The following is a 25774-nucleotide window of genomic DNA, read 5'->3' as shown; positions in this document are numbered from 1 at the left end:
CCTCGCGGGTTGCGGAGGCATGCCAAAGGCTTCTAACACCTGATGCACGGTTCAGACGAAGGCGAGGATGATGATCGCGCGCGCAATCCGGGCGGGGCTGATGACGGGGCTGCTCATGCTGGCGGCCTGCGGCGACGGCGAGCCCGAGCGTGAGGCGGACCGCGCCCCCGACGCGCCCCTTCCGGCAGAAGAGGCCGCCGAGCCCAGCGAAACCCTGGCGGCGGTGCGCGCGCGCGGACGGTTGAACTGCGGCGTGCACGAGGGCCTGGTGGGCTTCGCCTACACCGACAATCGCGGGCAGTGGCGCGGGTTCGACGTGGATTTCTGCCGCGCCACGGCGGCGGCGGTGCTGGGCGATCCGGACGCGGTGCGGTTCGTGCCCCTGGCCATCGGGGACCGGTTCGAGGCCCTGGCGGACGGCCGCATCGACGTGCTGTGGCGCAACACCTCATGGACCATGGGCCGAGACGCGGGCGAGCGGATGGAGTTCGTGGGGGTCAATTATTATGACGGCCAGGGCTTCCTGGTGCGGCGCTCCCTGGCCCTGACCAGCGCGGCGGAGCTTGATGGAGCCCGCATATGCGTTCAGTCCAACTCCACGACCGCCCTGAATCTTCAGGACTATTTCGCGGTCCGGAACCTGCGCTATGAGCCCGTCATGGCCGCCAGCGAAGAGGAGGCGCGCGAAGCCTATGTGGCCGAGGACTGCGACGCCTTCACCGGCGACGTGTCGGCCCTGGCGGCGGCGCGGACCATGCTGGGCAATCCCCAGGCCCACGCCATCCTGCCGGACGTGATCTCCAAGGAGCCGCTGGGCCCCGTGGTTCGGCGTGGCGACGACCAGTGGGCCGACATCGTGCGCTGGACCCTGAACGCCCTGATCCTGGCCGAGGAACTGGGCGTGACGCAGGAGAATGTGGACCAACTGGCCGAGAACTCGCCGGACCCCAGGATCCAGCGGCTGCTGGGCGTCCAGGACGGGTTCGGATCCATGATGGGTCTGTCGGACGCCTGGGCTCATGACGCCATCGCGGGGGTCGGGAACTATGGCGAGATCTTCGACCGCAATCTGGGCGCCCGCTCGTCCGTGAATCTGGCCCGGGGGCTGAATGCGCAGTGGAACGCCAGTCCGCGCGGTCTGATGTACGGGCTTCCGATCCGCTAGACGGCAGGCGGCGGTCTATTCTGCGTGAACGGGCACATCCGGCCGGGCGCCCCATTCGGCCCACGAACCGTCGTAGACCGCGCTGTCGCGTCCCAGCACCGCCAGCGCCAGGGTCAGGATCGCCGCCGTGACGCCTGATCCGCAGGTGGTGATGACCGACTGTCCGGGCGCCAGGCCCGCGCGGTGGAAGATGGCGGCGAGTTCGGCGGGCGTCCGCAGCGTGCCGTCGGGGCTCAAAACCTCGACGAAGGGAAGGTTGACCGCCTTCGGCATGTGACCGCTGCGAAGGCCCGGGCGCGGTTCGTCGGCCTCTCCACGAAAACGCGCCGCCGGGCGGGCGTCGATCACCTGTGTGGCGGGATCGTCCATGGCGCGCCGGACCTGCATCAGGCCGGCGACCCGGGCGGCCTGAAAGTCTGTGTTGAACACGGCGTGCGGCGTCGGGGTCCCGGGCCCGGTCTCGACCGGCCGCCCCTCGGCCATCCATTTCGGCAGGCCGCCGTCCAGAACCTGGACCCGCCGGGCGCCCATGGTCCGGAAGGTCCACCAGACCCGCGCCGCCGAGAACAGGCCGCGCTCATCATAGACGACGATGTGGTCTTGCTGATCGATGCCCATGGCGCCGACCGCCGCCGCGAACGCCTCGGACGAGGGCAGCATGTGGGGCAAGGGACTGGCGGTGTCCGCCACAGCGTCGAGGTCGAAGCGCACGGCGCCGGGGATGCGGGGTTCGTCGTCGCCCGGACGGCTCCCGTCCATGCGCCAGCTGGCGTCGATGATGCGAACATCGGGGGCATCCAGAAGAGCGGCCAGTTCGTCTGTAGAGAGGAGCGGATGATGGACCATGGGGGCAGATTAGCATGACGGCGGCGGTTGGGACGGGGGCCTTGCGGCTGGTGCTGGGGGATCAGCTCAGCGACGGGCTGGCGGGCCTGCGCGATCTGGATGCCGTCCGCGACGTGGTGCTGATGGCCGAGGTCGAGGGCGAGACCGGCTATGTGCGCCATCACAAGCAGAAGATCGCCCTGGTGCTGGCCGGAATGCGCGCCTTCGCCGCGCGGCTGGGCGAGCGGGGCGTGACGGTCCGCTATGTGCGGCTGGACGATCCGGACAACCGCCAATCAATCGTTGATGAACTGGCGCGGGCCGTCGAGGATCTGGACCCTGAGCGGGTCATTCTGACCGAGCCGGGGGAGTGGCGGCTGGCCGAGGCTTTTCGCGCCTTCGCCGCAGAGTGCGTCGCCCCGGTCGAGGTGCGCGAGGATGACCGCTTCATCTGCGGCCACGCGATGTTCCAGCGCTGGGCCGAGGGGCGGCGCCAGCTGCGGATGGAGTTCTTCTATCGGGAGATACGGCGGCGCACCGGCCTGCTGATGGACGGCGACCAGCCCGAGGGCGGCCGCTGGAACTTCGACGCCGAGAACCGCAAGCGCCTGCCCGCCTCCATCGACACGCCCTCGCGGCTGCGTTGTCCGCCGGACGAGGCCACGCGCGCGGTGATCGCCATGGTTCAGGCCCGGTTCGAGGACCATTTTGGTGACCTGGACGGCTTCGGCTGGCCCGTCACCCACGATCAGGCCGAGGCGGTGCTGGCGGATTTCCTGAAGCACATCCTGCCCGGCTTCGGCGACTGGCAGGACGCCATGGCGGAGGACGAGCCGTTTCTGTGGCATGGGCTGATCTCCACGGCCCTGAACATGGGCCTGCTCGACCCGCTGGCCGTCTGCCGCCGGGCCGAGGCCGAGTACCGTGCCGGGCGCGCGCCCCTGAACGCGGTGGAGGGATTCATCCGGCAGATCCTGGGGTGGCGGGAGTTCGTGCGGGGGATCTACTGGCTGAAGGCGCCGGAGTATCTGCGCCGCAACCATCTGGACGCGGACCGGGCGCTGCCGTGGTTCTTCTGGTCGGGCGAGACCGACATGGCCTGCGTAGCAGACGCGGTGACACAGGCGCGGAGCCACGCGTACGCCCACCACATCCAGCGTCTGATGGTCACCGGCAATCTGGCCATGCTGCTGGGGGTGCACCCGGACGCGGTGGACGACTGGTACATGGTGGTCTTCGCCGACGCCTATGAATGGGTCGAGATGCCCAACACGCGCGGCATGGCCACCTTCGCCGACGGCGGCATCGTGGGGTCAAAGCCCTATGCGGCCTCGGGGGCCTACATCGACCGCATGAGCGACTACTGCGGCGGCTGCGCCTTTGATGTGAAGGCCAGGTCCGGGCCGGGCGCCTGTCCGTTCAACCGGCTGTACTGGGGATTTCTGGAGCGGAACCGGGAGCGTCTGCGCGACAATCCCCGGCTGGCCATGCCGTACCGGACCCTGGACCGCTGGTCAGAGGATCAGCGCGCGGCGCTGGTGCGCGAAGCCGAGGAGGCGCGGGCTGAACTGGGGGCGGTGAAACCGGGCTGAGCGCTCAGTTCCGATTCAGGGCCAGCTGGATCACATTGATGCGGTCGGCGCGGAAGCCGGCCTCGCAATAGGCCAGGTAGAACCGCCAAAGCCGACGGAAGCGGTCATCGAAGCCCATGCGCTGGATCTGGTCCCACGCGCTCATGAACCGCTCATCCCAGCGCTTCAGGGTGTCGGCGTAGGAATGGCCGAACCGCTCGATCCCGCTCCACGCCAGACCCGCGCGCTCCACGATGGGCTGCAGCACCGCCTCGCTGGGCAGCATGCCGCCGGGGAAGACGTATTTCTGGATGAAGTCGGTGCGCTTGTCGTAGCCCGCGAACAGGGCGTCATCGATTGTGATGATCTGCAGGGCGGCCCGGCCTCCGGGCACCAGCACATCGTGGATCTTGCTGAAATAGGTCGGCCAGTACTCCTGGCCCACCGCCTCGAACATCTCGATGGAGGCGACCCGGTCGAACCGGCCCTGGACGTCGCGGTAGTCGATCAGCTGGATGTCGGCGCGCTCGGACAGCCCGGCTTCGGCCAGGCGGCGGGTCGCGTAGGCGTGTTGTTCCGTGGAGATGGTGATGCCGGTGACGTGGGCGCCGACTTCCCTGGCCGCGTACTCCGCGAAACCGCCCCAGCCGCAGCCGATCTCCAGCACCCGATGGCCCGCCTTCAGGTTCATGGCCTGCGCCAGGCGCGCGTATTTGCGGGTCTGGGCGGTCTCCAGAGTCTCGCCCGGCGTCTCGAAGACCGCCGAGGAGTAGGTCATGGTCCGGTCCAGCCAGGTCTCATAGAAGGCGTTGCCCAGGTCATAGTGGGCGTGGATGTTCTTGCGCGCGCCCTCGCGGCTGTTGCGGTTCAGCTTGTGTCTCGTCCAGTGCAGGGCCTGCATGATCACATTGCCGTCGAACAGCCGCTGGATGCCCTCGTAATTGCGCACGAGCACCTCGAGCAAGCCCGCCAGATGCGGGGTGTCCCACTCGTCCGCCATGTAACCCTCGGCGAATCCGATATCGCCGGAGGCCAGGACGCGTTTGGCGAAGCTGTAGTCCTTGACCACCAGGGTCGCCGAGGGCCCGGGCTTCTTGCCCTTCAGTTCATGCACCGCGCCGTTGGGCAATCGAACCGTCAGCCGCCCGATGGCCCAGTTGGCGGCCAGAACCTTCAGAAGGATGCCGAACCCGGTCGGCGTGCGCGCGGCGGTCGCGGCGATATCCGGCGTCACTGCGGTCATCAGAACCTCCCCTCAGGCCTTGTCCCGTGCGGACTTGACGTCCTCCAGAGCGTCCAGGGCGCGTTGTCGCGCCATGGCATGGTCCACGATCGGAGCCGGATAGTCACGCCCCAGCCGGATTCCCGCCGCGGCCAGCACCTCTTTCGGCGCGGTCCATGGCGCATGGATCCAGCGGTCGGAAAGCCCGGCCAATTCAGGAATCCAGCGTCGCACATAGCGTCCGTCCCCGTCGAATTTCTCGCCCTGGGTCACGGGATTGAAGATGCGGAAATAAGGCGCGGCGTCCGCACCCGATCCGGCGACCCATTGCCAGTTCTGAATGTTGTTTCCCATGTCGGCGTCCACAAGCGTGTCCCAGAACCAGGCCTCGCCCTCGCGCCAGTCGATCAGGAGGTCCTTGATCAGGAAGGAGGCGACGATCATCCGCACACGGTTGTGCATCCAGCCGGTGGCCCACAGCTGGCGCATGCCGGCGTCCACGATGGGATAACCGGTCATGCCGCGCTTCCAGGCCTCCAGACCCTCGGCGTCGTCGCGCCAGACCATGGAGTCGAACTCGGGCCGGAAGGCGCGCTCGGCCATGTAGGGGAACTGGTGCAGAAGATGAGTTGAGAACTCGCGCCAGCCGATTTCGCTGACGAATTTCTCGGCCTGTTTGGCCGGAACCCGGCCGTCCTCGGCCGCCTGACGCGCGGCGTGCACGGCCCGCCATGGGCTGATCTCGCCGAAATGCAGGTGAGGGGACAGGCGGCTGGTCCCGTCCTTCCCCGGAACGTCGCGACCGTCGCCGTAGGCCTTGAGCGGGCCGGCCAGAAAGCGGGACAGGGCCTCGCGCGCGCCGGCCTCGCCGGGGGTCCAGTCGAAGTCTTCCGACCAGTCCGGCCGGGTCGGGTGCAGGCTCCAGTCGTCGACGGGTTCGGTTTTAAGGCCCTCGATCCCGTCCAGCGTGCGCGGTCCGTCGCGGGGGGCGGGCTCTTCGACGACCTGAAGCAGCGCCTTCAGGAAGGGGGTGAACACCTTGTAGGGCGCGTCCTGGCCCGTGCGCACCGACCCCGGCCGGGCCAGCATGGTCCCGTTGAAGCCGCGACAGGTCACGCCGTCCGCCTTCAGCCCCTGGGCGATCTCCGCATCCCGCTCCCAGGCGGCCGGCTCGAACAGGCGATTCATGTAGACGGTCTGCGCACCCGTCTCCTCGATCACCGACCGCAAGACCGACTCGGCGTCGCCGGACCGCAGCACGAGCGGGGCGCCGCGATCTTTCAGATCGGCGGCGAGGGCGCGCAGGGACTTGTCCAGCCACCATCTGGACGCCGCGCCCAGGGGGCGGCCGTCCAGTTGCTCATCGTGGATATACAGAGGGATCACCGGCGCCCCGGACTCCGCCGCCTCGGTCAGGGCGGAATTGTCGGCGATCCTCAGGTCGCGCCGAAACCAGACGATGACGGGGGCGGGCGTGTCGTTGGCCACTCAGGCGGTCTCCGTGGTAATCTTGCGTTTCGGTGGCGAGTGGGCCACCTGAACGCCGCATAGATACGTCGTGACCGGCGCTCGGACGCCGCGCCGACTGAAAACATACAAGGATTTGTCTTCGTGAAGCCCAACGCCGTGATCGAACTTTCGCAAGGCCTGTCGCGTCCGGTGCGCATAGGCGGGGGCGGGCGCATCGTCTTTATCGCCGGGCCTTGTCAGCTGGAAAGCCGTCAGCACGCCCTGGAGATGGCCTCAGCGCTGAAGGAGATCGGCGAGCGGCTGGATGTAGGGATCATCTACAAGACCAGTTTCGACAAGGCGAACCGCACCTCGGCCGATGCCGCGCGGGGCTTCGGGCTGGAAGGCTCGCTGCCCATCTTCGCCGAAATCCGCGAGACCCTGGGTCTGCCGGTGCTGACCGATGTTCATACCGAGGAGCATTGCCGCATCGCCGGCGAGGTGGTGGACGTGCTGCAGATTCCGGCGTTCCTGTCGCGCCAGACCGATCTGCTGATCGCCGCGGCGCAGACCGGCAAGGCCATCAACATCAAGAAGGGCCAGTTCCTGGCCCCGTGGGACATGAAGAACGTCATCGCCAAGGTGGTCGGTGCGGGCAATCCCAACGTGATGGCCTGCGAACGGGGCGCCAGCTTCGGCTACAACACCCTGGTGTCGGACATGCGCGCCCTGCCGATCCTGCGCGAGATCGGCTGTCCGGTGGTGTTCGACGCCACCCACAGCGTGCAGCAGCCGGGCGGGCAGGGCACTTCTTCGGGCGGCCAGCGCGAGTTCGTGCCGGTGCTGGCCCGGGCCGCCGTGGCGGTGGGCGTGGACGCGGTATTCATGGAGACGCACCAGGATCCCGACAACGCGCCGTCGGACGGCCCCAACATGGTGCCGCTGGACCAGTTCGAGGCGCTGGCCGCCGACCTGATCGCCTTCGACGACCTGGCCAAGCGCCAGGCGGCGCGCAGGGCGGCGTAGGCCGTCTTGGGCCAGCGCGCGTCCGGCTTGCTGATCCGCCGCATTATCGGCGGCGTGCTGATCGGGTTGGTGGCCCTGATCGTGGTCGCCATCCTGGTCTGGCGCGGCGACATCCTGCGGTCCGGCCTGGACCCGGAAGTGCCGTTCCAGACCTATGATCCGCCGCCCGCGCCGGACTATGCCGAGCGCTCGGCCTGGGCCCTGCTGGAGGAGACCGCGACGGGCGAGGCCGCGGTCTTCTTCGTGCATTCCACCACCTATGACGGCGGTGATCACTGGAACGCGCCCATCGACGAGCCTGGGGCTGAAGGATGGCTGAGGCGTTCGGTTCTGCCCAATCACGCCGCGCTGTTCGCCCGATCGGGGGCGGTGAGCGTTCCACTCTATCGTCAGGCCAGCCTCTACACCCGCCTGACCATCCGCGAGGACGCACGGGAGGCCCGGGCCTTCGCCTATCAGGACGTGCTCGCGGCTTTCGACGCCTGGCTGACCCGCAATCCGGACGGCCCAATCATCATCGCCGGCGTGGAGCAGGGCGGCGAACTGGCCGCCCGGCTGCTGCGCGAGCGGGTCGCTCCCCACGCAGGCCTGCGCGCGCGTCTGGTGGCGGCCTATCTGATGGACGCGGTGGTTCCCGCCGATGAATACGGACCGGACGCGGTTCTGCCCGCCTGCCGCGACCGGGCCGAGACAGGCTGCGTCTTCGCCTGGGTGCAGGTGCGCGAGATGGACGAGGAAGCCCTGAGGCGGCTGGATCGGCGCGCCATGGGCTGGACCGAGCAGGGGACGCTGGAGTTGTTGGGACACCGGCCTTACCTGTGCGTCAATCCGGTGCTGGGGGCGCCGACGGAGCGCCACGCCGAACAGCGCGAGCATCTGGGCGGCGCCAACGCCACGGACCTGGAGTGGGGGGTTCGCCCCGCCTTCCTGAACCGGCAGGTGTCGGCCCAGTGCCAGGGCGGCGTGCTGCGATACTCCCGTCCGGACTCCGACGCGTTCCGTCAGACGGGCTCATGGGCGGATCGCAGAAAAGCGGCGTCCTACAATCTGTTCTATGCCGATCTTGAGGCTGACGTGGAGCGTCGTCTGCGGGCCTGGGATCAGTCCGCCGCCGGTCGGTCGGCCCGCCAGTCGAACAGCGACTCCAGCACCTGAACCGCCCGGCCGCGCTCACCGGTCAGGTCCGGGTCGCGGTGCAGGATCAGGCGGGCGTCGTCGGACGCCGCCAGGATCAGGTCGCGGTGACGCATGGGATCGGCGAAGCGATAGGCGGGAAAGCCGCTCTGTTTCAGGCCCAGCGGATCGCCGCCGCCGCGCAGGCGGAAATCCTCCTCGGCGATCTCGAATCCGTCCTCGGAGCGGCGCAGCACGTCCAGCCGCTCGCGCGCCACCTCGCCCAGATCGCCGTACAGCAGGATGCAGGCGCTCTGTTTCGAGCCGCGCCCCACGCGTCCGCGAAGCTGGTGAAGCTGGGCCAGACCGAAGCGGTCGGCGTGTTCGATGACCATGATGGTGGCGTTCGGCACGTCGACGCCCACCTCCACCACCGTGGTGGCCACCAGCACCGGCACATGGCCTTCGGAAAAGGCGGTCATGACGCTTTCGCGGTCGGCGCCGTTCATCTGGCCGTGGGCGAGGCCCACGTTCAGGCCCAGATGGGCGCGCAGCTCCACGGCGCGGGCCTCGGCCGCCGCCAGATCGATAGCCTCGGATTCGGCCACCAGCGGACAGATCCAGTAGGCTTGGGCCCCCTCCGCCACCGCCGCCTTGAGCCGGTTCGCCACCTCGTCGATGCGCGCCAGCGGCAGGACAGCGGTTGTGACCGGCGTGCGGCCGGGGGGCTTCTCGCGCAGGCGCGACACGTCCAGATCACCGTACTGGGTCAGTTCCAGCGTGCGTGGAATGGGAGTGGCGGACATGGTCAGCAGGTGAACGCCGTCGCGGCCCTTGGCCTGCAGCCGCTGGCGTTCGTTGACCCCGAAGCGGTGCTGTTCGTCGATGACGGCCAGGGCCAGGTCGTGGAACTGGACCGCGTCCTGAAACAGGGCGTGGGTGCCGATGGCCACCGTGGCCTCGCCCGAGGCCAGTGCCGCCAGCTTGGGCCGCCGCTCCGCCGCCGTGTCGCGCCCGGTCAGCAGGACGGCGCGCACCCCGGCGTTCTCCAGCATGGGGGCCAGCCGCTGGTGATGCTGGCGGGCGAGGATTTCCGTGGGCGCCATCAGGGCGGACTGTCGGCCACTGGAGGCCGCGTCGGCCATGGCGATGGCGGCCACGGCCGTCTTGCCCGAGCCCACGTCGCCTTGCAGCAGCCGCCCCATCTGTTCGCCCGAGGCCAGGTCGGCGCGGATCTCCACGACCGCCTGCTTCTGGGCGCCGGTCAGCTCGAAGGGCAGGGCGGCCAGCACCTGTTCGGACGCCGGACCGGGCGTGATGACCGGGGCGCTCACCGTCTGTCGCGACTGGCGCCGCCGGGCCAGGGCCAGCTGGTGCGCCAGCAGCTCGTCATAGGCCAGGCGAAGGCGTGGCGGGGCGTCCGGCGACAGGTCGGCCTCGGTCTGGGGATTGTGCAGGGTCTCCAGCGCCGCGCGCCAGCCGGGCCAGCGCTTGCGCGCGATCCAGGCGGGGTCCTGCCACTCGGGCAGATCCGGCGCGGTCTTCAGCGCCTCCAGAGCCAGACGGCGCACAATGCGGCGCGCCAGCCCCTCGGTGGAGGGATAGACCGTTTCGGCGAGGGGGATGTCGCCCGCGGCCTCCGCCTTGACGACGTCCGGGTGGAGGATCTGGATCTCGTTGTTGAAAATCTCCACCTTGCCGCTGACGACGCGCCGCTCGCCGGAGGGGACAAGCCGTTCCAGATGCGGTCCGCCCCGGAACCAGATCAGGTGCACGAAGCCAGTCGGGTCCGAGGCCCGCACCTTCCACGGGGCGCCGATCTTGTGCGGGCGGATATGGCGGTCGATGACCACGTCCAGAATGGCCACCTCGCCCTCCATGGCCTGATCCGCCGTGGTGGCGCGGCGATGGATGAGGCCGGTGGGCGCCAGGAACAGCAGGTCGCGCACCAGCGGACCGGCCACCTTGCGGATCTGGGGCGCGACCTTGGCGCCCACGCCCTTCAGGGTGGTGACCTCGGCGAACAGGGGAAAGAGAATCTCGGGCCGCATTTCTGCAGCATAGCCGGTGGCGCAGGGTCATGTGGAACGCAAAACCAAGATCGTCCCAAGTCTGCGACTTGGACGTGAATCTTGGTTTCTTGAATGCAGAGGGCCTGATTCACGCATCCGCGGAAGCGCGCAGCGCTTCCACTCAATGCGATCAGGCCCTATGTGAACGCCCTTGTTTGTTTTGACGGAACGGAATGACCCCGTGGCCGAGGAAATCGCACGCCCGCAACCGCGTGAAGAGCGTCTGAAACGCCTGAGCTTCCGCGCCTGGCGGCGGGGCTTCCGTGAGGCGGACATGGTGCTGGGCCCGTTCGTGGACCGGATCGCCGTCGACTATTCGGATGCGCAGCTGGATGTGCTGGAGGCCCTGATGGCCAATGAGGATCAGCCGCTCTACGGCTGGATCATCGAGCGCGAGCCGCCCCCCCCCGAGTTCGATACGCCGGTTCTGACGGACATTCGCGCCTTCATGGCCGAACATGTGGCCGTGGCGGTCCAGAAGGGCATCGGTTGATGGACGGTTCGATCATCGCCGTCGACGACCGCGAGCTGTCAGGCACGCCCGAAGGACTGGACGCGCGCCTGCTGGCCGAGCATCTGGCCGAGGCCGGCGGTGCGGCCCTGTTCGTGGCGCGGGACTATGCGCGGGCGGGCGCCTTTGTTCAGGCATTCCGCTTTTTCGCTCATGACGTTGAGGTTCTTGAGTATCCGGCGTGGGACTGCCTGCCTTACGACCGCATGAGCCCGACGCCTGCGGTCTCGGCCCAGCGGATGGCGGCCCTGACGCGACTGGCGCGGCGTGACCCCGGGGACAGGACGCCGCTGCTGATCGTCGCCACGGTCGGGTCGGTGACCCAGCGCACCCCGCCGCGCGAAGCCACCACGGCCGCCGCCTTCGAGACCCGGGTGGGCCGCGACCTGGATACGGCGGCGCTGGAAGCCTATTTCGCCGTCAACGGCTATGTGCGCGCCTCCACGGTGTCGGAGCGGGGCGAGTACGCCATCCGCGGCGGCGTCATCGACGTGTTCCCGCCCGGCTTCGACGAGCCCGTTCGTCTGGACATGTTCGGGCAGGAGCTGGAGTCCATCCGCTCGTTCGATCCGGGGACGCAGCGCTCGACGCAGCAACTGAAGTCGGTCGAGCTGTCGCCCGTGTCCGAGGTGCTGATGGACGCAGAGGCCGTGTCGCGGTTCCGCCAAGGCTATCTGAACCTGTTCGGCGCGGCGGGGGACGATCCGCTGTACGCCGCCGTCAGCGCGGGCGCACGGCGTCAGGGCGCCGAGCATTTCCTGCCGCTGTTCTATGAGCGGATGGAGACCTTTTTCGATTATCTGCCCGAAGGTTCGACCGTTTTTCTTGACCACCATGTGGAGGATGCACGGGGCGAGCGTCTGACGCTTGCGCGCGACGCCTATGAATCGCGGCGCGAGGCGTCGCAGGGGCGGGGCGGCTCTGCCTATCGCGCCCTGCCACTGGACAGGCTGTATCTGGAAGACGAGGACTGGCGGGCCGTTCTGGCCCCCCGGCCGGTGCGGCGGTTCAGCCCGTTCCAGCGCGACGGCGAGGAAGCGGGCGGCCGTCTGGGCCGCAACTTCGCAGCTGAGCGGGCGCAGGACAGCGTCAATCTGTTCGCCGCCGTGGCCGACCACGCCAAACGCCTGAAAGGGCAGGGCCAGCGCGTCCTGTTCGCCTCGTGGACCGAGGGGTCGTCGGACCGCCTGTCCGCCATGCTGACCGACCACGGGCTGGATCACATCGTCGCCGTGCGGGACTGGCGCGACGTGAAGGCGGCGCCCGAGGGGCTGTATCTGCGCGCGGTGCTGCCGGTGGACACCGGCTTCATCACCGACGATCTGGCGGTGATTTCCGAGACCGACATCCTGGGCGACCGGCTGGCGCGGCCGCGCCGCAAGCGTCGGGCGTCCAACTTCCTGGCGGAAGCCTCGGCCCTGACCACCGGCGATCTGGTGGTGCACCTGGATCACGGCATCGGCCGTTATGAGGGCCTGAAGACCCTCGAGATCCAGGACGCGCCGCACGACTGTCTGGAACTGCTCTATGCGGGCGAGTCGAAGCTGTATTTGCCGGTCGAGAACATCGACCTGCTGACCCGCTACGGGACCGATTCCGACGGGGTGCAGCTGGACCGGCTGGGCGGCGCCGGATGGCAGGCGCGCAAGGCCAAGGCCAAGGAACGCCTGCGCGACATGGCCGAGGGGCTGATCGCCCTGGCCGCCAAGCGCGCCCTGCGCACCACCGACGCTGTGACCCCGCCGCAGGGCCTGTTCGACGAGTTCTGCGCCCGCTTCCCCTATGAGGAGACGGACGATCAGCTGAACGCCATCGGCGACGTGCTTGAGGACCTGGGCAAGGGCCAGCCCATGGACCGGTTGATCTGCGGCGACGTGGGCTTCGGCAAGACCGAGGTGGCCCTGCGCGCCGCCTTCGTGGCGGCCATGAGCGGCCTGCAGGTGGCCGTGGTCTGTCCCACGACCCTGCTGTCGCGCCAGCACTACAAGACCTTCACCGACCGCTTCGCCGGCTGGCCGGTCACGGTGCGCCAGCTGTCGCGCATGGTGCCGGGCAAGGAGGCCAACGAGACGCGCGCGGGTCTGAAGGACGGCTCGGTCGAGATCATCGTGGGCACCCATGCGGTGCTGTCCGAACAGGTCGGGTTCAAGAACCTGGGTCTGGTGATCGTGGACGAGGAGCAGCACTTCGGCGTCAAGCATAAGGAGAAGCTCAAGAACCTGCGCGCGGACGTGCACCTGCTGACCCTGACCGCCACGCCCATTCCGCGCACCCTGCAGATGGCCCTGACCGGCATTCGCGAGATGTCGATCATCGCCACCCCGCCCGTCGACCGTCTGGCGGTGCGGACCTATGTGGCGCCGTGGGACCCGGTGATGGTGCGCGAGGCCCTGCTGCGCGAGAAATATCGCGGCGGTCAGGCCTATTACATCGCGCCGCGCCTGTCAGACCTGCCCGACATCGAGAAATTCCTGCGCGAGCACGTTCCCGAGGTGAAGTTCGTGGTGGGCCACGGCCAGCTGGCGCCGACCCAGCTTGAGGAGGTCATGGGCGCCTTCTACGACGGGTCCTATGATGTGCTGGTCTCCACCACCATCGTGGAATCGGGCCTCGACATTCCCACGGCCAACACCCTGATCGTGCACCGTGCCGACATGTTCGGCCTGGCCCAGCTGTACCAGATCCGGGGCCGGGTGGGCCGGGCCAAGGCGCGCGCCTTCGCCTATCTGACCACCGATCCGAAGAAGCCCATGAGCCTGTCGGCCGAGCGGCGGCTGCAGGTGCTGCAGTCGCTGGATAATCTGGGGGCAGGCTTCCAGCTGGCCAGCCACGATCTGGACCAGCGCGGCGGCGGCAATCTGCTGGGTGACGAACAGTCGGGCCACATCCGCGAGGTGGGCGTCGAGCTGTACCAGCAGATGCTGGAGGACGCGGTCGCCGAGCTGCGGGAGAAGGGCGAGCAGGCCCCCGACCGCGGCTGGTCGCCCCAGATCAATGTGGGCGCCGCCGTCCTTATTCCAGAGAGTTACGTGCCGGACCTGAACGTCCGTCTCAGCCTGTATCGCCGCCTGTCGGACGCCGAACAGTCCACGGACCGCGAAGCCCTGGCCGCCGAACTGATCGACCGGTTCGGCCCGCTGCCGGATGAGGCGGCGCAGCTGCTGCGGATCGTGGAGATCAAGGCCAACTGCCGCACGGCCAACATCGCCAAGATCGACATGGGCCCGCTGGGCGCCGTGCTGACCCTGCGCAACGACACCTTCCCCAATCCCATGGGTCTGGTGGGCGTCATCCAGAAGAACCCGGCCGCGTGGAAGATCCGCCCCGACCAGAAGATTGTGGTCAAGGGCGACTGGCCGTCGGCCGAAGACCGGCTGAAGGCCGCCGAGCGCATGACGGCGGCCCTGGCCAAGGTGGCGGGCGGTGAAGCCGTCAAATGACGATCAGCTTGGCTCAGCCCGGCTTCTGGTGAACCATCCCTGAGCCAATGCTCCGCCGAGGTCTTGGCAGGTGCCGACCCCGCGATGAATGCTGACGCTCTCGGGAGTTCGCATTTCGGCCTCTTCAACTCGCGCGAGCACAACGTCTGGGATGCTGGTTTCTAAGCACGTGATCTTGTTCATGAAGCCGTGATACTGAACTGGCAGGGCGTCATTTGTGATCATCGCTTGAATGTTCAAGTCGTAGGATACGCTGTCCTCGATAGATTCATCACGCGTGTCGAAAATGACCACCTCAACGTTTGATGCACTGCCCTGAGCCAAGATCGCGCTGCAGCCTAGAAACTGAGCTTCAGCTTCGTCATGCGTCATTAGCGTGGTGGAGACGTCCTGCTGGCCCAGTCGCGTCCGATCTTCCGGATCCAGACACGCATTGTCGGGAAGCGCGTGCACAAAAGCTACTGCCACGCCGTCGCGAAAACAGGTGCGCCCACCTCGCTGCCGCGTCACCTCAAACAATTCGAGCGTGTCGGGAAGGGAGGCGAATTCAAGCTGGCAAAAATCGGTGGGTCCTGAACTTGAACCCAATTCTGAGTCCAAGATTGAGGCCTCGGTCCTACCAGTCGTCTGGGGAGCATCACAGCCCGATAGCCAAGCCGTAAGCAGGACGAATGGTACAGTACGACGCAAATCCATGCGTGACCCTTCCGGCCCAGATTGACCGAAGCCTACACAGGGGTCAGGCATTTCTCAATTCGGCCACGAGACTCGTTCCAGACTAAATCCGTAAGGCGTCCCAGGGGCCGGTGATGGCGAGGGTCGCGCCGGGGGAATACAGGTTCACGAACATGACCCGGCCGTCCGGCGACCAGCAGGCGCCCGCGAACTCGGTGTTCGATCCGCCGGGCTCCTCGATGTCCAGGGCGTTGCGCGCGATCGCATAGATGCGGCCGTCGGGCGTCACGCCCTTCACATGCTGGATGCCGCTCTGCTTGTCCTCGCAGCCGATGACGTGGCCGTTGGGGGCGACGGTGATGTTGTCCACATAGTCCAGCACCGCCCGGTCGCCGGATTCCACGAACAGGGTCAGATGGCCGGGCTCGTCCGCCTCGCCGGACTGACCCTCGAAGCGGCTGGGGTCATAGCGCATGATCTGGCCGCATTCGGCCGGACCGCCTGAGGTGCAGGTGAAATAGAGGTGATCCTCGGCCCAGTGCAGGCCCTCGCCGCGCGCGAACACGGCCGCGCCCGCCGCATGGCCGCGCAGGTGCAGGTCGGCGTCGGGGCTCTCCACTTGGTCCATGTCGATCCAACGTACGGCCTTGCGTTCGCCCTGGGCCCAGTAGTGGCCATGCCAGTTGCGGGTGTCGCCGCGCTCGGCGTCGATCAGCACCAGGGCCTGCAGCCGTCCGCCCCGGTGCAGGTTGCGCCGGTCGTTGGGCAGGTAGCGGTAGAACAGGCTGTCGCGCACGTCCTCGGTCAGATAGGCCACCCCAGTGCGGGGATCGATGCACACCGCCTCGTGCCGGAACCGGCCCATGGCGCGGATGGGCAGGGGCTCCACGGCGCCGCGCTCTGCCGCCGGCACCTCGAACACCCAGCCGTGGTCCTGGGGCAGGCCGTCGGCGACGCCGTCCGTGGTCTCCTCGCACGACAGCCACGAGCCCCACGGCGTGACGCCGCCGGCGCAGTTGTTGTTGGTGCCTGCCAGGCTCAGGTGCTGGCGTTCGGTCTGGCCGGTGCGCAGGTTGTAGACGACGGTGGACGTGCCGCCCGCCACCGGGGCGCCGTCGGCCTGACGGCCGTAGATGCGGTCCCAGTTGAAGTCGTCGTCCTGATCGGGGCGGGCGAAGGCGCCGAGGTCGGCCTCCTCGTGGTCCAGTTCATGGTTGCGGACCAGGGCGACCCGGTCGTTGTCGAGCGCGAAACAGCCCATGCCGTCGAACTTGTCCGGGGTCACCAGACCGTCGTCCATGCGCTGGCCCACGCGCGAGATCACGCGATAGGAGAAGCCCTCCGGCAAATCCAGCAGGCCTTCCGGGTCCGGACGCATGGGGCCGTAACCGAACACTTCGTTGCGGGACGGCCCGTCGACGAATCCTCGAGCGGCGGGAACCTGCCCCTGGGCCACGGCCTGCGCGCGGGCGGCGTAGGCGGACAGGGCGGCGGCGGTGGCGGAGGCCATGAAGGCGCGGCGAGACTGGATCATGCCCGGCTCCTAGCAACCCCGGGTCACGGTTTCATGTCAGCGGGCGGACGAACGCCACAGCCGCATCGCCACGGCGACGATGACGGTCATGAACGCGGTCTCCAGCATGCGCTGGGCTGCACCGTGCCACGGGAATTCGGGGGCGATCAGGGGAAGGCTCAGGGCGGCGACCCCGGCGCAGATCATGACCAGCGGGAACAGCCGCGACCAGCCGTCCAGACCGCGCAGGCCCAGCGCCAGCATGAACAGGCCCAACACGCCGCTCAGATAGCCGAGACCGCCAAACAGATCGTGCAGTTGCTGGGCCACGCTGGGGTCGTTGCGCGCACACTCGAAGTCACACGCATAGACGCCGGCTCCCAGAAGCCCGAGCCCATTGATGGCCAGCAGGATTACGCCTGCCGTGCGCATCGCCGAGAAGGGCAGGGCCCTCAGAAACAGCAGCCAGAAAGCGATCAGCAGCACGCTGGTGGCGATGAACAGCGCACTGATCGTCGGCCCGTGTGGCGCGCCCGTCGCGCCCATCTCGCTGATGTGCTGGTGGAGGGAACTGTAGCCCGGGTAGCCGAGGGGGCCGATCAGGATGACGCCCGCCATCACCGCCACATAGGCGATCCCCAGCATTGCGGTCAGACGGTTCATCGCTCTGTCTCCGGTGCTCGTGCAGGCCGAATCCCTAGCACAAGGCCGAGCCAGCCGATGCGTCGGGCGACCTCATAGGTGAGCCAGCAGCCCAGCACCGTGATCCCGATGATGAGGCCGGCCTCGGCGATCAAGGGCAGGCCCAGTTTGGCCAGATGATGCCCGGCCACGACAATGATCGTCTGGTGCGCGATGTAGAATGGGAACACGCCGATGGTCAGATAGCGCAACAGAGGCCCGCCGCGCGTCAGGTATCGCGCGCCATAGCCAAGGATGGCGGCGATGAAGCTCCATTGCTGGATTGCATAGACTATCCGCATGATCCGGCGCAGGGCGTCGGTGGGAACCGTCGCAGAGGCTTCGGGGAAGCTGAGCACATAGGCGGTCCACCCGATCCAGCCGATCAGGCCCAGGATCAAGGCCGGCAGACGAATGCGGATGAAGCCCTGCTTCAGTGTCTCGGACCGCGCGATCAGGAAGCCGAACAGGAAGGCCGAGAAGGACAGGGCGTGGTTGTACCAGTCGTCGGTCAGGGCGTGGGTGATCGGGAAGATCGGGGCCAGCCACCAACGGATCGCCGCCAGGAACAGGATCGGCCAGATCAGCAGGCCCCAGCCGGACAGCGCCTTCTCCAGGACGCCGCCCAGCCGCTTGAGGGCGCCGCGCGTCACCGCCAGCAACCCGGCCAGGATCAGCGAATAGACCAGCAGATAGGCCACGAACCACATGTGGTTCCAGGTGGGCGTGATCAGGCAGCCGTCGCCGTCGCACCAGTTCCCCGAGGCGGTCGCATACCGGATCCAGAAGTCGGCGGTATAGGCATTGTGATAGGGGTCGGCGCCGGGAAGATAGCCGCGCACGGCTTCCACGATCTCGTAATAGCTCTGGGGCGGCACCACCACGAACATGGCGAAGACCAACGGTGGCAGAAGGCGCAGGACGCGCGAGCCCGCCAGCCGCCCCGGCGCGGCGCCCTTCCGCTCCAGCCCATCGAACAGGAACCGCGTCGCCGCGCCGGACACCAGAAACAGCAGGGTCAGCCGCCAGGGATTGGTCAGCAGCATGGCGGGGATCAGCCCGTCCACTTGGTGACTGCTCTTCACGTGCCAGCCCCAGGGCACGTAGAACATCCCGACGTGATACAGAATCAACAGCAGGAAGGCGCCGACCCGGATCCAGTCCAGGTCGTGCCGGCGAGAGGGTGTCGATGCGAGGTCGGCGGTCATGTTGAGGTCCGTTCGTGGTGATCGCGCCGCCGGTGTGGCGCGGGCCGGCGCGCCGCCTCAAGCGGCCGGTGACGCGCGGCTGGGCGGCGGTGACGGACGGACGGGCGCGGTGACGAACGGCGGGTCTGGCGTGACAGGCGGCGAGGCCCGGACAGCCTTCTGGGGCGCGGCCGCCGTCATTGCAGCGGTCGGCCTGGCCGTTGCCGTGGTCAACGCCCTGACCGTCAACGCCGACCGGCCCGATTTCGCGACCTGGGAGCCGTGGAGCTGGGAGCTGACCAGCATCGCCATGGCCCTGTCGCTGATGTGGCTGCCCTGGCTGGCCGTGCGTCGCGCGTGGCCCGGCGGGACGCCGTGGCCTCGTCTGATCCTGATCCACGGGGCGGGGGCGGTGATCTATTCCGCCTTGCATGTGACGGGCTTCGTGATGATGCGCGAGGCGATCTATGCGCTGCACGGATGGACCTACGATTTCGGCCCGATCGCCGAGGGGTTTCCGTATGAACTGCGCAAGGACGTCCTGACCTATCTGGGTTTCGCCGCCACCTTCTGGATATCCCTGCGGCTGCAGCAGCCCCAGGCGCCTGATCAGTCATCGCTGGTGTTCGACATCCGCGACGGCGCGCGCATCATCCGGGCCAAGGCTCATGAGGTCGTTGCGGTGACGGCTGCAGGCAACTATGCCGAGTTCATCCTGACCGACGGCCGTCGTCCGCTGATGCGCACGACCCTGGCCAAGCTGGAGGCCGAGCTCGCGCCGCTGGGACTGATCCGCACGCACCGCTCATGGCTGATCAATCCGGCGCATCTGACGGCGTTGGAGCCGGACGGCTCCGGCGACTGGACCGTCGAGCTGGGGGCGATCCGCGCACCGCTCTCACGGCGCTATCCGGCGGCTCTGGAACGACTGAGGGGCTGATGTCGCAATCCCCCGTTCGGGCGTATGGTGGAGGAAGTGTGCGTCCTCTTCCCTGAAGCCGAGCGGCACGACTGAACGTCGGCCGCAATCCGGAGCGCCGACATGATCCTCTACCTTCTCGCCTTCCTGATCGGGGTCGTTGCCGGGCTTCGCACCATGACCGCGGCGGCGGCGGTCAGTTGGGCCGCCTGGACGGGCGCCTTGCCGCTGGCCGGGACGCCGCTGGCGTTTCTGGGAGCGACGGTGACGCCGTGGATCCTCACTGTTATGGCGCTGGGCGAACTGGTGGTCGACCAGCTGCCGAAGACCTCCAACCGCAAGATTCCGATCCAGTTCGGGGCGCGCCTGCTGATCGGCGGGGTCGCGGGCGCCGCCATCGGGGCGGCCATGGACAATATGCTGACCGGTGCGGGGCTGGGCCTGATGGGCGCCCTGATCGGCACCTATTGCGGCGCCGAGGCGCGGGCGCGCTTGGCCGCCGCCTTCGGGAGGGACCGGCCCGCCGCCCTGATCGAGGACGCCGTGGCCGTGACGGGGGCGGTCCTCATCGTGGCGGCCCTGCCATGAGCGAGACGTTCGACGCCATCATCATCGGGGCGGGGCAGGCGGGGCCGCCGCTGGCGGGGCGTCTGACCGGGGCCGGCCTGTCGGTCGCGGTCATCGAGCGCCACCTGATCGGCGGCACCTGCGTCAACACCGGCTGCATTCCCACCAAGACTCTGGTGGCCAGCGCCCGCACCGCCCATGTGGTCCGCCGTGCAGCCGACTTCGGCGTGACGACCGGCCCGATCGGCGTCGACATGGGCGCGGTCAAGGCGCGCAAGGATGCGGTCAGCGGTGAGTCGCGTTCGGGCGTGGAGTCGTGGCTGGACGGCATGGTGGGCTGCACCGTCATTCGCGGGCACGCCCGGTTTGTCGGCCCCCATGAAGTCGAGGTGGACGGTCGCCGCCTGGCCGCGCCGCGCATCTTCATCAATGTGGGCGGCCGCGCCCTGATCCCCGACATGCCGGGGGTGAAGGACGTGCCGGTTCTGACCAACACCGGCATCCTGGGGCTGGACAGCGTGCCCGAGCATCTGGTGGTGGTGGGCGGCAGCTATATCGGGCTCGAGTTCGCCCAGATGTATCGCCGCTTCGGGGCCCGGGTGATCGTGGTCGAGAAGGGGCCCCGCCTGATCGCCCGCGAGGACGAGGACGTCAGCGCCGCCGTGCGCGAGATTCTGGAGGACGAGGGGATCGCCGTGCGGGTGGGCGCCGAATGCATTCGCTTCGCGCCGCACGCCGACGGCGTCGCCGTCGGGATCAGTTGTGAGGAGGGCGCGCCCGAAGTGGTCGGCTCCCACGTCCTGTTGGCCGTCGGGCGACGGCCCAACACCGACGACCTGGGGCTGGAGGTCGCCGGGATCGAGATGGACGCGCGGGGCTACATCCGCGTGGATGATCAGCTGCGCACCAGCGTCGACGGTGTCTGGGCCATGGGGGACTGCAACGGGCGCGGGGCCTTCACCCACACGGCCTACAACGACTTCGAGATCGTGGCGGCGAACCTGCTGGACGGCGTGGACCGCAAGGTGACCGACCGTATCGACACTTACGCCCTGTTCATCGATCCGCCGCTGGGCCGGGTGGGCATGGGCGAGGCCCAGGCGCGGGAGAAGGGGCATCGAGTCCGGGTCGGCAAACGGCCCATGAGCCGCGTCGGACGTGCGCGGGAGAAAGGCGAGACGGCGGGCTTCATGAAGATGGTTGTGGATGCTGACACCGACGCGGTGCTGGGCGCGGCCATTCTGGGCGTGGGGGGTGACGAGGCGGTGCACGCCGTGCTGGACCTGATGCACATGGGCGGTACGGCGGCGGACATGCGCCGCGTCATGCACATTCACCCCACAGTGGCGGAGCTGATCCCCACCGTGATGGGCGAGCTCGGGGGCTGAGCCGCGCTTGCCACCATCCGGCCCATGGCCTACCCCTCGCGCCCGGAATCACACGGAGACATGTCATGACCGCAGGACCCCTTCTGGCCCTTCTTTTCCCCGGTCAGGGCAGCCAGAGCGTGGGCATGGGCGCGCAGCTGGCCGACGCCTTTCCTGCCGCCCGCGAGGTGTTCCAGGAAGTTGACGACGCCCTGGGCCAGAAGCTCAGCATGATCATGCGCGAGGGCCCCGAGGACCAGTTGACCCTGACCGAGAACGCCCAGCCGGCCCTCATGGCCGTGTCGCTGGCGGTGATCCGGGCGCTGAAGGTGGAATTCGGGGTGGACGTGTCGCGCGCGGCCTTCGTGGCCGGGCATTCGCTGGGCGAGTATTCGGCCCTGGCGGCGGCGGGCGCCCTGTCGGTGGCCGACACCGCGCGTCTGCTGAAGCTGCGCGGCCAGTCGATGCAGAAGGCCGTGCCGGTGGGCAAGGGCGCCATGGCCTCGCTGATCGGGCCGAAGTCGGATCTGGCCCTGGCGGAAGAAGCGGCCAAGGCCGGTTCGGCGCTGGGTGTATGCGTGGTGGCCAACGACAACAACAACGGCAATGTGGTGATTTCCGGCGAAAAAGCCGCCGTGGACCGGGCCATCGAGAAGGCCAAGGAGCTGGGCGCGCGCGCCATTCCGCTGAACGTCTCGGCGCCGTTCCACTGCCCCCTGATGCAGCCGGCCGCCGAGGCCATGGCCGACGCCCTGGCCGATGCCAGGATCATCGACCCCTCCGTGCCGGTGGTCGCCAACGTCACCGCCAGCCCCGAAACCGACCCGGAAGTCATCCGCCGTCTTCTGGTGGAGCAGGTCACCGGCCGCGTGCGCTGGCGCGAATCCATGGAGTGGATGGCCGGCGAAGGCGGCGTGCTGCGGTTCGCCGAGGTCGGGTCGGGCAAGGTCCTGACCGGCATGGCCAAGCGCATCGCGCCGGACGCCGAGAGCGTCGCCCTGAACGGGCCGGAAGAGCTGGAAGCGTTCGCCCGGTCCCTGTGAAGAGCCTCAACTGATCAGGGTCAACCACGCATCCTCGGTCAGAACCGTCACGCCGTGCTTCTCGGCGTCCTTGAGCTTTGAGCCCGCGCCGGGGCCTGCGACCACATAGTCGGTCTTCTTCGACACGGAGCCTGAGACCTTGGCGCCGAGGCTTTCGGCCCGGGCCTTGGCCTCGTCGCGGGTGAAGCGTTCCAGCGATCCGGTGAAGACCACCGTCTTGCCCGAGACGGGGGAGTCCTGGGTCGGGCGTTCGACCGGTTCGATCTCGGTCAGCTCGGCTTCCAGCGCCGCGACCACGGCGAGGTTGTGCGGCTCGTGGAAGAAGCGGGCCAGTTCGCGTGCGGCGACGGGGCCGACACCGGAGACGCCCGCGATCTGGTTGAGGATATCGGAGGGGCCCTGCTCGCGAGCGACGCGGGCCCATTCGACGACGGCGGGCCACTCACTGGCCAGTTCGGCCAGGCCGCGGCGGGCGGGCGCCGCCATGCCGGGGAAGGCGAGGGCGATCTTCTGGTCCAGCGGCGCGTCGGGCCAGGGATCGTCGGCGGGGGGCCGCGCCTCGGCCATCAGGGTCAGAACCCGGGGCGAGATGGCGTGGGTTTCGGACAGGCGGGTCCAGGCCTCGCTGGGTACGCCCTTGGCGGCGGCCAGGCAGGCGGCCTTGAGCGCGTCCCAGGTCTCCCAGGCGCGGGCCAAAACCAGCGAGGTCTGTTCCCCGATATCGCGAATGCCGAGGCCGAAGAGGAAACGGTCCAGGGCGATGATGCGGCGGGCGTCGATGCCGGAGACCAGATTGGCCACGCTGGTTTCACCGTAGCCGTCTTCCTCGCGCAGGGCGTCCAGCTTTTCGGCGTCGCGGGCGAGGCGGAAGATGTCGGCGGGTTCGTTGATCCAGCCGCGGCCGTGGAAGGCAGTAAGCTGTTTTTCACCAAGACCTTCAATGTCGAAGGCGCGACGGCTGACAAAATGCTTGAGGCGTTCGATAATCTGGGCCTCGCACACCAGACCACCGGTGCAGCGCCGCTTGACCTCGTCGCCCTCCCGCACGGCCTCAGAGCCGCAGACGGGGCAGTGGTCTGGAAAATCGAAGTTTTTCGACGCCTTGGGGCGTTTTTCTAAGACCACGCCGAGGATCTGCGGGATCACGTCGCCGGCGCGCTGAAGGATCACCGTGTCACCGATGCGGACGTCCAGCCGGGCGATCTCGTCTTCATTGTGCAGGGTGGCGTTGCGCACCACCACGCCGCCGACCGTGACCGGGTGGAGGCGGGCGACGGGGGTGAGGGAGCCGGTGCGGCCCACCTGGATGTCGATGGCCTCCAGCACTGTGGTGGCCTGCTGCGCCGGAAACTTGTGGGCCACGGCCCAGCGCGGGCTTCGGGCCACGAAGCCGAGGCGCTTCTGCCAGTCCAGCCGGTCGACCTTGTAGACCACGCCGTCGATGTCATAGCCCAGCGTGGCGCGGTCGGTCTCCAGCCCCCGATACAACGCCATCAGCGCCTCGGCGCCCTCGACGCGCGTCGAGCGGTCGTTGACGCGGAATCCCCAGGCCTTGAGCCGTTGCAGGGCGTCCCACTGGGTCTCGGCGAAATCGTCGGAAAACTCGCCCCATGCATAGGCGAAGAAGTGCAGCGGGCGCTGGGCGGTGATGGCCGGGTCTTTCTGGCGCAGCGAGCCTGCGGCGAAATTGCGCGGGTTGGCGTAGGTGCGCTTTCCGTCGGCCTCGGCGGCGGCGTTGAAGGCGTCGAAGGCCTCGGTGGGGGCATAGACCTCGCCCCGAATCTCGATGCGGTCGGGCCAGCCGGCGCCGGACAGACGGTGCGGAATCTCCGCGATGGTGCGCAGATTGGCGGTGACGTCCTCGCCGGTCCTGCCGTCGCCGCGGGTGGCGCCGGTGGTCAGCTCGCCGTCCACATAAAGCAGACTGGCGGAGAGACCGTCGATCTTGGGCTCGGCGGTGAAGGCGACGGCTTCATCGGCGGGCAGCTTCAGGAACCGGGCCACACGGGCGGCGAAGTCGCGCACCTCGCCCTCATCGAAGGCGTTGTCCAGGGACAGCATGGGCACGCCGTGGCGCACCGGCGCGAACTGGGTCGAGGCCGCGGCGCCCACGCGCAGGGACGGCGAATCAGGACTGACCAGATGGGGGAAACGCGCCTCAATGGCGGCGTTGCGAACCTTAAGCGCGTCATAGTCCGCGTCGCTGATCTCGGGCGCATCCTGGCCGTGATAGAGCAGGTCGTGGTGCGCAAGGGCCTCGGCCAGACGCTGCAGCTCGTCCGCCGCTTCGGCTTCGGTCAGGTTCTCGACGGGGGTGTCAGGCATCGGGGATTCGTCCGCTGATTGTGCCGCAATCTAGGACCCTTGCCAGGCGGCGTCATCGGCCGAGGCGCAATGACAGTTCGTTTAGCTGACGACGCGTCCAGGAAGCGCTAGAGCGGATTGAAACCTCACGGAGTTCCCTATGCGCCTTCCCGTCCTTTCGGCCGCTGTCGCCGCCCTGATTCTGGCCGCCTGCGAAACGGGGCCGGCGCCGGTCACATCCGCCCCGGTCGTCGAAACCGCCATCCCGGCGGAGTCACGGCAACTGCTGGAGGACCTGCGCATCCTGTCCCACGACGACATGGAGGGCCGCGACACGGGCTCGCCGGGCGGGCAGCGGGCGCGTGACTATATCGTGTCACGGCTGGAGGCGCTGGGCGTCGAGGCGCCGCTGACCGGACGGCTGCAGGCCTGGAGCGCGCCGAACCGCAGCCGCATCGGTGCGGCCAGCTACGATGGGGTCAATGTTGTGGGCCTGATTCGCGGGACCGCGCGGCCGGACCGCTACGTCGTGGTGACGGCCCACTACGACCACATGGGGACCTATCAAGGTCGGCTGTACAACGGGGCCGACGACAACGCCTCGGGCGTGGCGTCCATGCTGGAGCTGGCCGCACGGCTGAAGGCGGCGCCGCCCCGCCATTCGGTGCTGTTCGTGGCGCTGGACGGGGAGGAGCGTGGCCTGATCGGGGCCGACCAGTTCATCCAGCGCCCGCCCGTGCCGCTGGAGTCCATCGCCCTGAACGTCAATCTGGACATGACCGCGCGTGTGGACGACGGCTATCTGTGGGCCACGGGGACCTGGCAGTATCCGCAGCTGCGTCCGATGCTGGATCCGATCCAGCCGGTCGGCAGCGTGCGGCTTGTCATGGGCAAGGATACGCCCAGCGATACCGGCGCGGACAACTGGGTCAACAGCTCGGACCACGCCGTATTCCACCGGGAGCGCATCCCGTTCGTCTATTTCGGCGTGGACTATCACCCCGACTATCACGAACCGACCGACGACTATGAGCGGGTCGTGCCGGCGCGCTTCATCGCGGCGACAGAACTGATCGTTCAGGGCTTCCGCGCCCTGGATGAGGGCCTGGCGCGCTAGACGGCGG

At 68.3% G+C, this 25774-nt stretch carries 20 protein-coding genes; 11 read left to right on the top strand and 9 right to left on the bottom strand.

The features are described 5' to 3' along the window. Positions 1-70 precede the first annotated feature (70 nt). On the top strand, positions 71-1165 hold the full coding sequence (locus IWC96_RS11285) for an amino acid ABC transporter substrate-binding protein (protein ID WP_231379015.1): 1095 nt from the start codon (positions 71-73) through the stop codon (positions 1163-1165). Positions 1166-1180: 15 nt separating this feature from the next. On the opposite strand, the gene sseA is transcribed toward IWC96_RS11285, so the two are convergent. Then, positions 1181-2011 (bottom strand): 3-mercaptopyruvate sulfurtransferase, encoded by an 831-nt coding sequence (gene sseA, locus IWC96_RS11280; RefSeq protein ID WP_021696023.1) that lies wholly within the window; start codon positions 2009-2011, stop codon positions 1181-1183. 14 nt (positions 2012-2025) lie between these two features. Here sseA and IWC96_RS11275 point away from each other — a divergent pair, with 14 nt between their 5' ends. Next, complete coding sequence (locus IWC96_RS11275) at positions 2026-3582, top strand: cryptochrome/photolyase family protein (RefSeq protein ID WP_021696024.1); 1557 nt, start codon at positions 2026-2028, stop codon at positions 3580-3582. Positions 3583-3586: 4 nt separating this feature from the next. Here the strand turns inward: IWC96_RS11275 and IWC96_RS11270 are convergent, their stop codons facing one another. Both IWC96_RS11270 and IWC96_RS11265 read right to left on the bottom strand, forming a co-directional pair. Beyond that, positions 3587-4804 carry a cyclopropane-fatty-acyl-phospholipid synthase family protein gene (locus tag IWC96_RS11270; RefSeq protein WP_021696025.1) on the bottom strand — a complete coding sequence of 406 codons (1218 nt, stop codon included), beginning with the start codon at positions 4802-4804 and terminating at the stop codon, positions 3587-3589. Between the two features lie 12 nt (positions 4805-4816). Beyond that, the gene (locus IWC96_RS11265; protein ID WP_196838939.1) at positions 4817-6271 is read right to left on the bottom strand and encodes a deoxyribodipyrimidine photo-lyase; all 1455 of its coding nucleotides are present in this window, start codon (positions 6269-6271) and stop codon (positions 4817-4819) included. Positions 6272-6394: 123 nt separating this feature from the next. Here IWC96_RS11265 and kdsA point away from each other — a divergent pair, with 123 nt between their 5' ends. Continuing rightward, positions 6395-7258, top strand: coding sequence for a 3-deoxy-8-phosphooctulonate synthase (kdsA, locus tag IWC96_RS11260; protein ID WP_021696027.1), 864 nt, complete (start codon positions 6395-6397; stop codon positions 7256-7258). A 6-nt stretch (positions 7259-7264) separates the two neighbouring features. After that, positions 7265-8413, top strand: coding sequence for a DUF3089 domain-containing protein (locus IWC96_RS11255; protein ID WP_052516695.1), 1149 nt, complete (start codon positions 7265-7267; stop codon positions 8411-8413). Here the strand turns inward: IWC96_RS11255 and recG are convergent. Continuing rightward, a complete protein-coding gene (gene recG / locus IWC96_RS11250; protein WP_021696028.1) occupies positions 8359-10422 on the bottom strand; it encodes an ATP-dependent DNA helicase RecG in 2064 nt (687 codons plus the stop codon). The genes IWC96_RS11255 and recG overlap by 55 nt on opposite strands. Positions 10423-10624: 202 nt before the next feature. Between recG and IWC96_RS11245 the strand changes: the two genes are divergently transcribed. Beyond that, entirely contained in the window at positions 10625-10936 is a 312-nt protein-coding gene (locus tag IWC96_RS11245; RefSeq protein ID WP_196838938.1) for a succinate dehydrogenase assembly factor 2, read from the top strand. Next, positions 10936-14394, top strand: coding sequence for a transcription-repair coupling factor (gene mfd / locus IWC96_RS11240; RefSeq protein ID WP_045318624.1), 3459 nt, complete (start codon positions 10936-10938; stop codon positions 14392-14394). The genes IWC96_RS11245 and mfd overlap by 1 nt, the downstream gene beginning before the upstream one ends. A 3-nt stretch (positions 14395-14397) precedes the next feature. On the opposite strand, the gene IWC96_RS11235 is transcribed toward mfd, so the two are convergent. The 4 genes from IWC96_RS11235 to IWC96_RS11220 form a co-directional block, all read right to left on the bottom strand. Continuing rightward, complete coding sequence (locus IWC96_RS11235) at positions 14398-14994, bottom strand: hypothetical protein (RefSeq protein WP_148291386.1); 597 nt, start codon at positions 14992-14994, stop codon at positions 14398-14400. A 178-nt stretch (positions 14995-15172) separates the two neighbouring features. Beyond that, complete coding sequence (locus tag IWC96_RS11230; protein WP_196838937.1) at positions 15173-16603, bottom strand: alkaline phosphatase PhoX; 1431 nt, start codon at positions 16601-16603, stop codon at positions 15173-15175. A 36-nt stretch (positions 16604-16639) separates the two neighbouring features. Then, entirely contained in the window at positions 16640-17245 is a 606-nt protein-coding gene (locus IWC96_RS11225) for a DUF998 domain-containing protein (protein WP_021696032.1), read from the bottom strand. Continuing rightward, the gene (locus IWC96_RS11220) at positions 17242-18471 is read right to left on the bottom strand and encodes an acyltransferase (RefSeq protein ID WP_021696033.1); all 1230 of its coding nucleotides are present in this window, start codon (positions 18469-18471) and stop codon (positions 17242-17244) included. Before IWC96_RS11220 ends, IWC96_RS11225 begins: the two co-directional genes overlap by 4 nt. On the opposite strand from IWC96_RS11220, the gene IWC96_RS11215 reads away from it, so the two are divergent. The 4 genes from IWC96_RS11215 to fabD all read left to right on the top strand — a co-directional run bounded on the left by IWC96_RS11215 (position 18470) and on the right by fabD (position 22346). Beyond that, a complete protein-coding gene (locus tag IWC96_RS11215) occupies positions 18470-19390 on the top strand; it encodes a LytTR family DNA-binding domain-containing protein (protein WP_021696034.1) in 921 nt (306 codons plus the stop codon). The genes IWC96_RS11220 and IWC96_RS11215 overlap by 2 nt on opposite strands. A gap of 102 nt (positions 19391-19492) precedes the next feature. Continuing rightward, on the top strand, positions 19493-19957 hold the full coding sequence (locus IWC96_RS11210; protein WP_021696035.1) for a hypothetical protein: 465 nt from the start codon (positions 19493-19495) through the stop codon (positions 19955-19957). After that, positions 19954-21324 carry an FAD-containing oxidoreductase gene (locus IWC96_RS11205; RefSeq protein WP_196838936.1) on the top strand — a complete coding sequence of 457 codons (1371 nt, stop codon included), beginning with the start codon at positions 19954-19956 and terminating at the stop codon, positions 21322-21324. Before IWC96_RS11210 ends, IWC96_RS11205 begins: the two co-directional genes overlap by 4 nt. 65 nt (positions 21325-21389) lie before the next feature. Next, positions 21390-22346, top strand: a complete 957-nt coding sequence (gene fabD, locus IWC96_RS11200; protein ID WP_021696037.1) for an ACP S-malonyltransferase — start codon at positions 21390-21392, stop codon at positions 22344-22346. Between the two features lie 6 nt (positions 22347-22352). Here fabD and ligA read toward each other — a convergent pair whose 3' ends face one another. Continuing rightward, positions 22353-24671 (bottom strand): NAD-dependent DNA ligase LigA, encoded by a 2319-nt coding sequence (ligA, locus tag IWC96_RS11195; RefSeq protein WP_021696038.1) that lies wholly within the window; start codon positions 24669-24671, stop codon positions 22353-22355. Positions 24672-24810: 139 nt separating this feature from the next. Here ligA and IWC96_RS11190 point away from each other — a divergent pair, with 139 nt between their 5' ends. Beyond that, complete coding sequence (locus tag IWC96_RS11190; RefSeq protein ID WP_045318613.1) at positions 24811-25767, top strand: M28 family peptidase; 957 nt, start codon at positions 24811-24813, stop codon at positions 25765-25767. Positions 25768-25774 lie beyond the last annotated feature (7 nt).

The sequence above is a fragment of the Brevundimonas sp. BAL450 genome (assembly GCF_015767455.1).
Lineage (GTDB): Bacteria > Pseudomonadota > Alphaproteobacteria > Caulobacterales > Caulobacteraceae > Brevundimonas > Brevundimonas abyssalis.
This window is presented reverse-complemented; position numbering and strand designations above follow the sequence as displayed.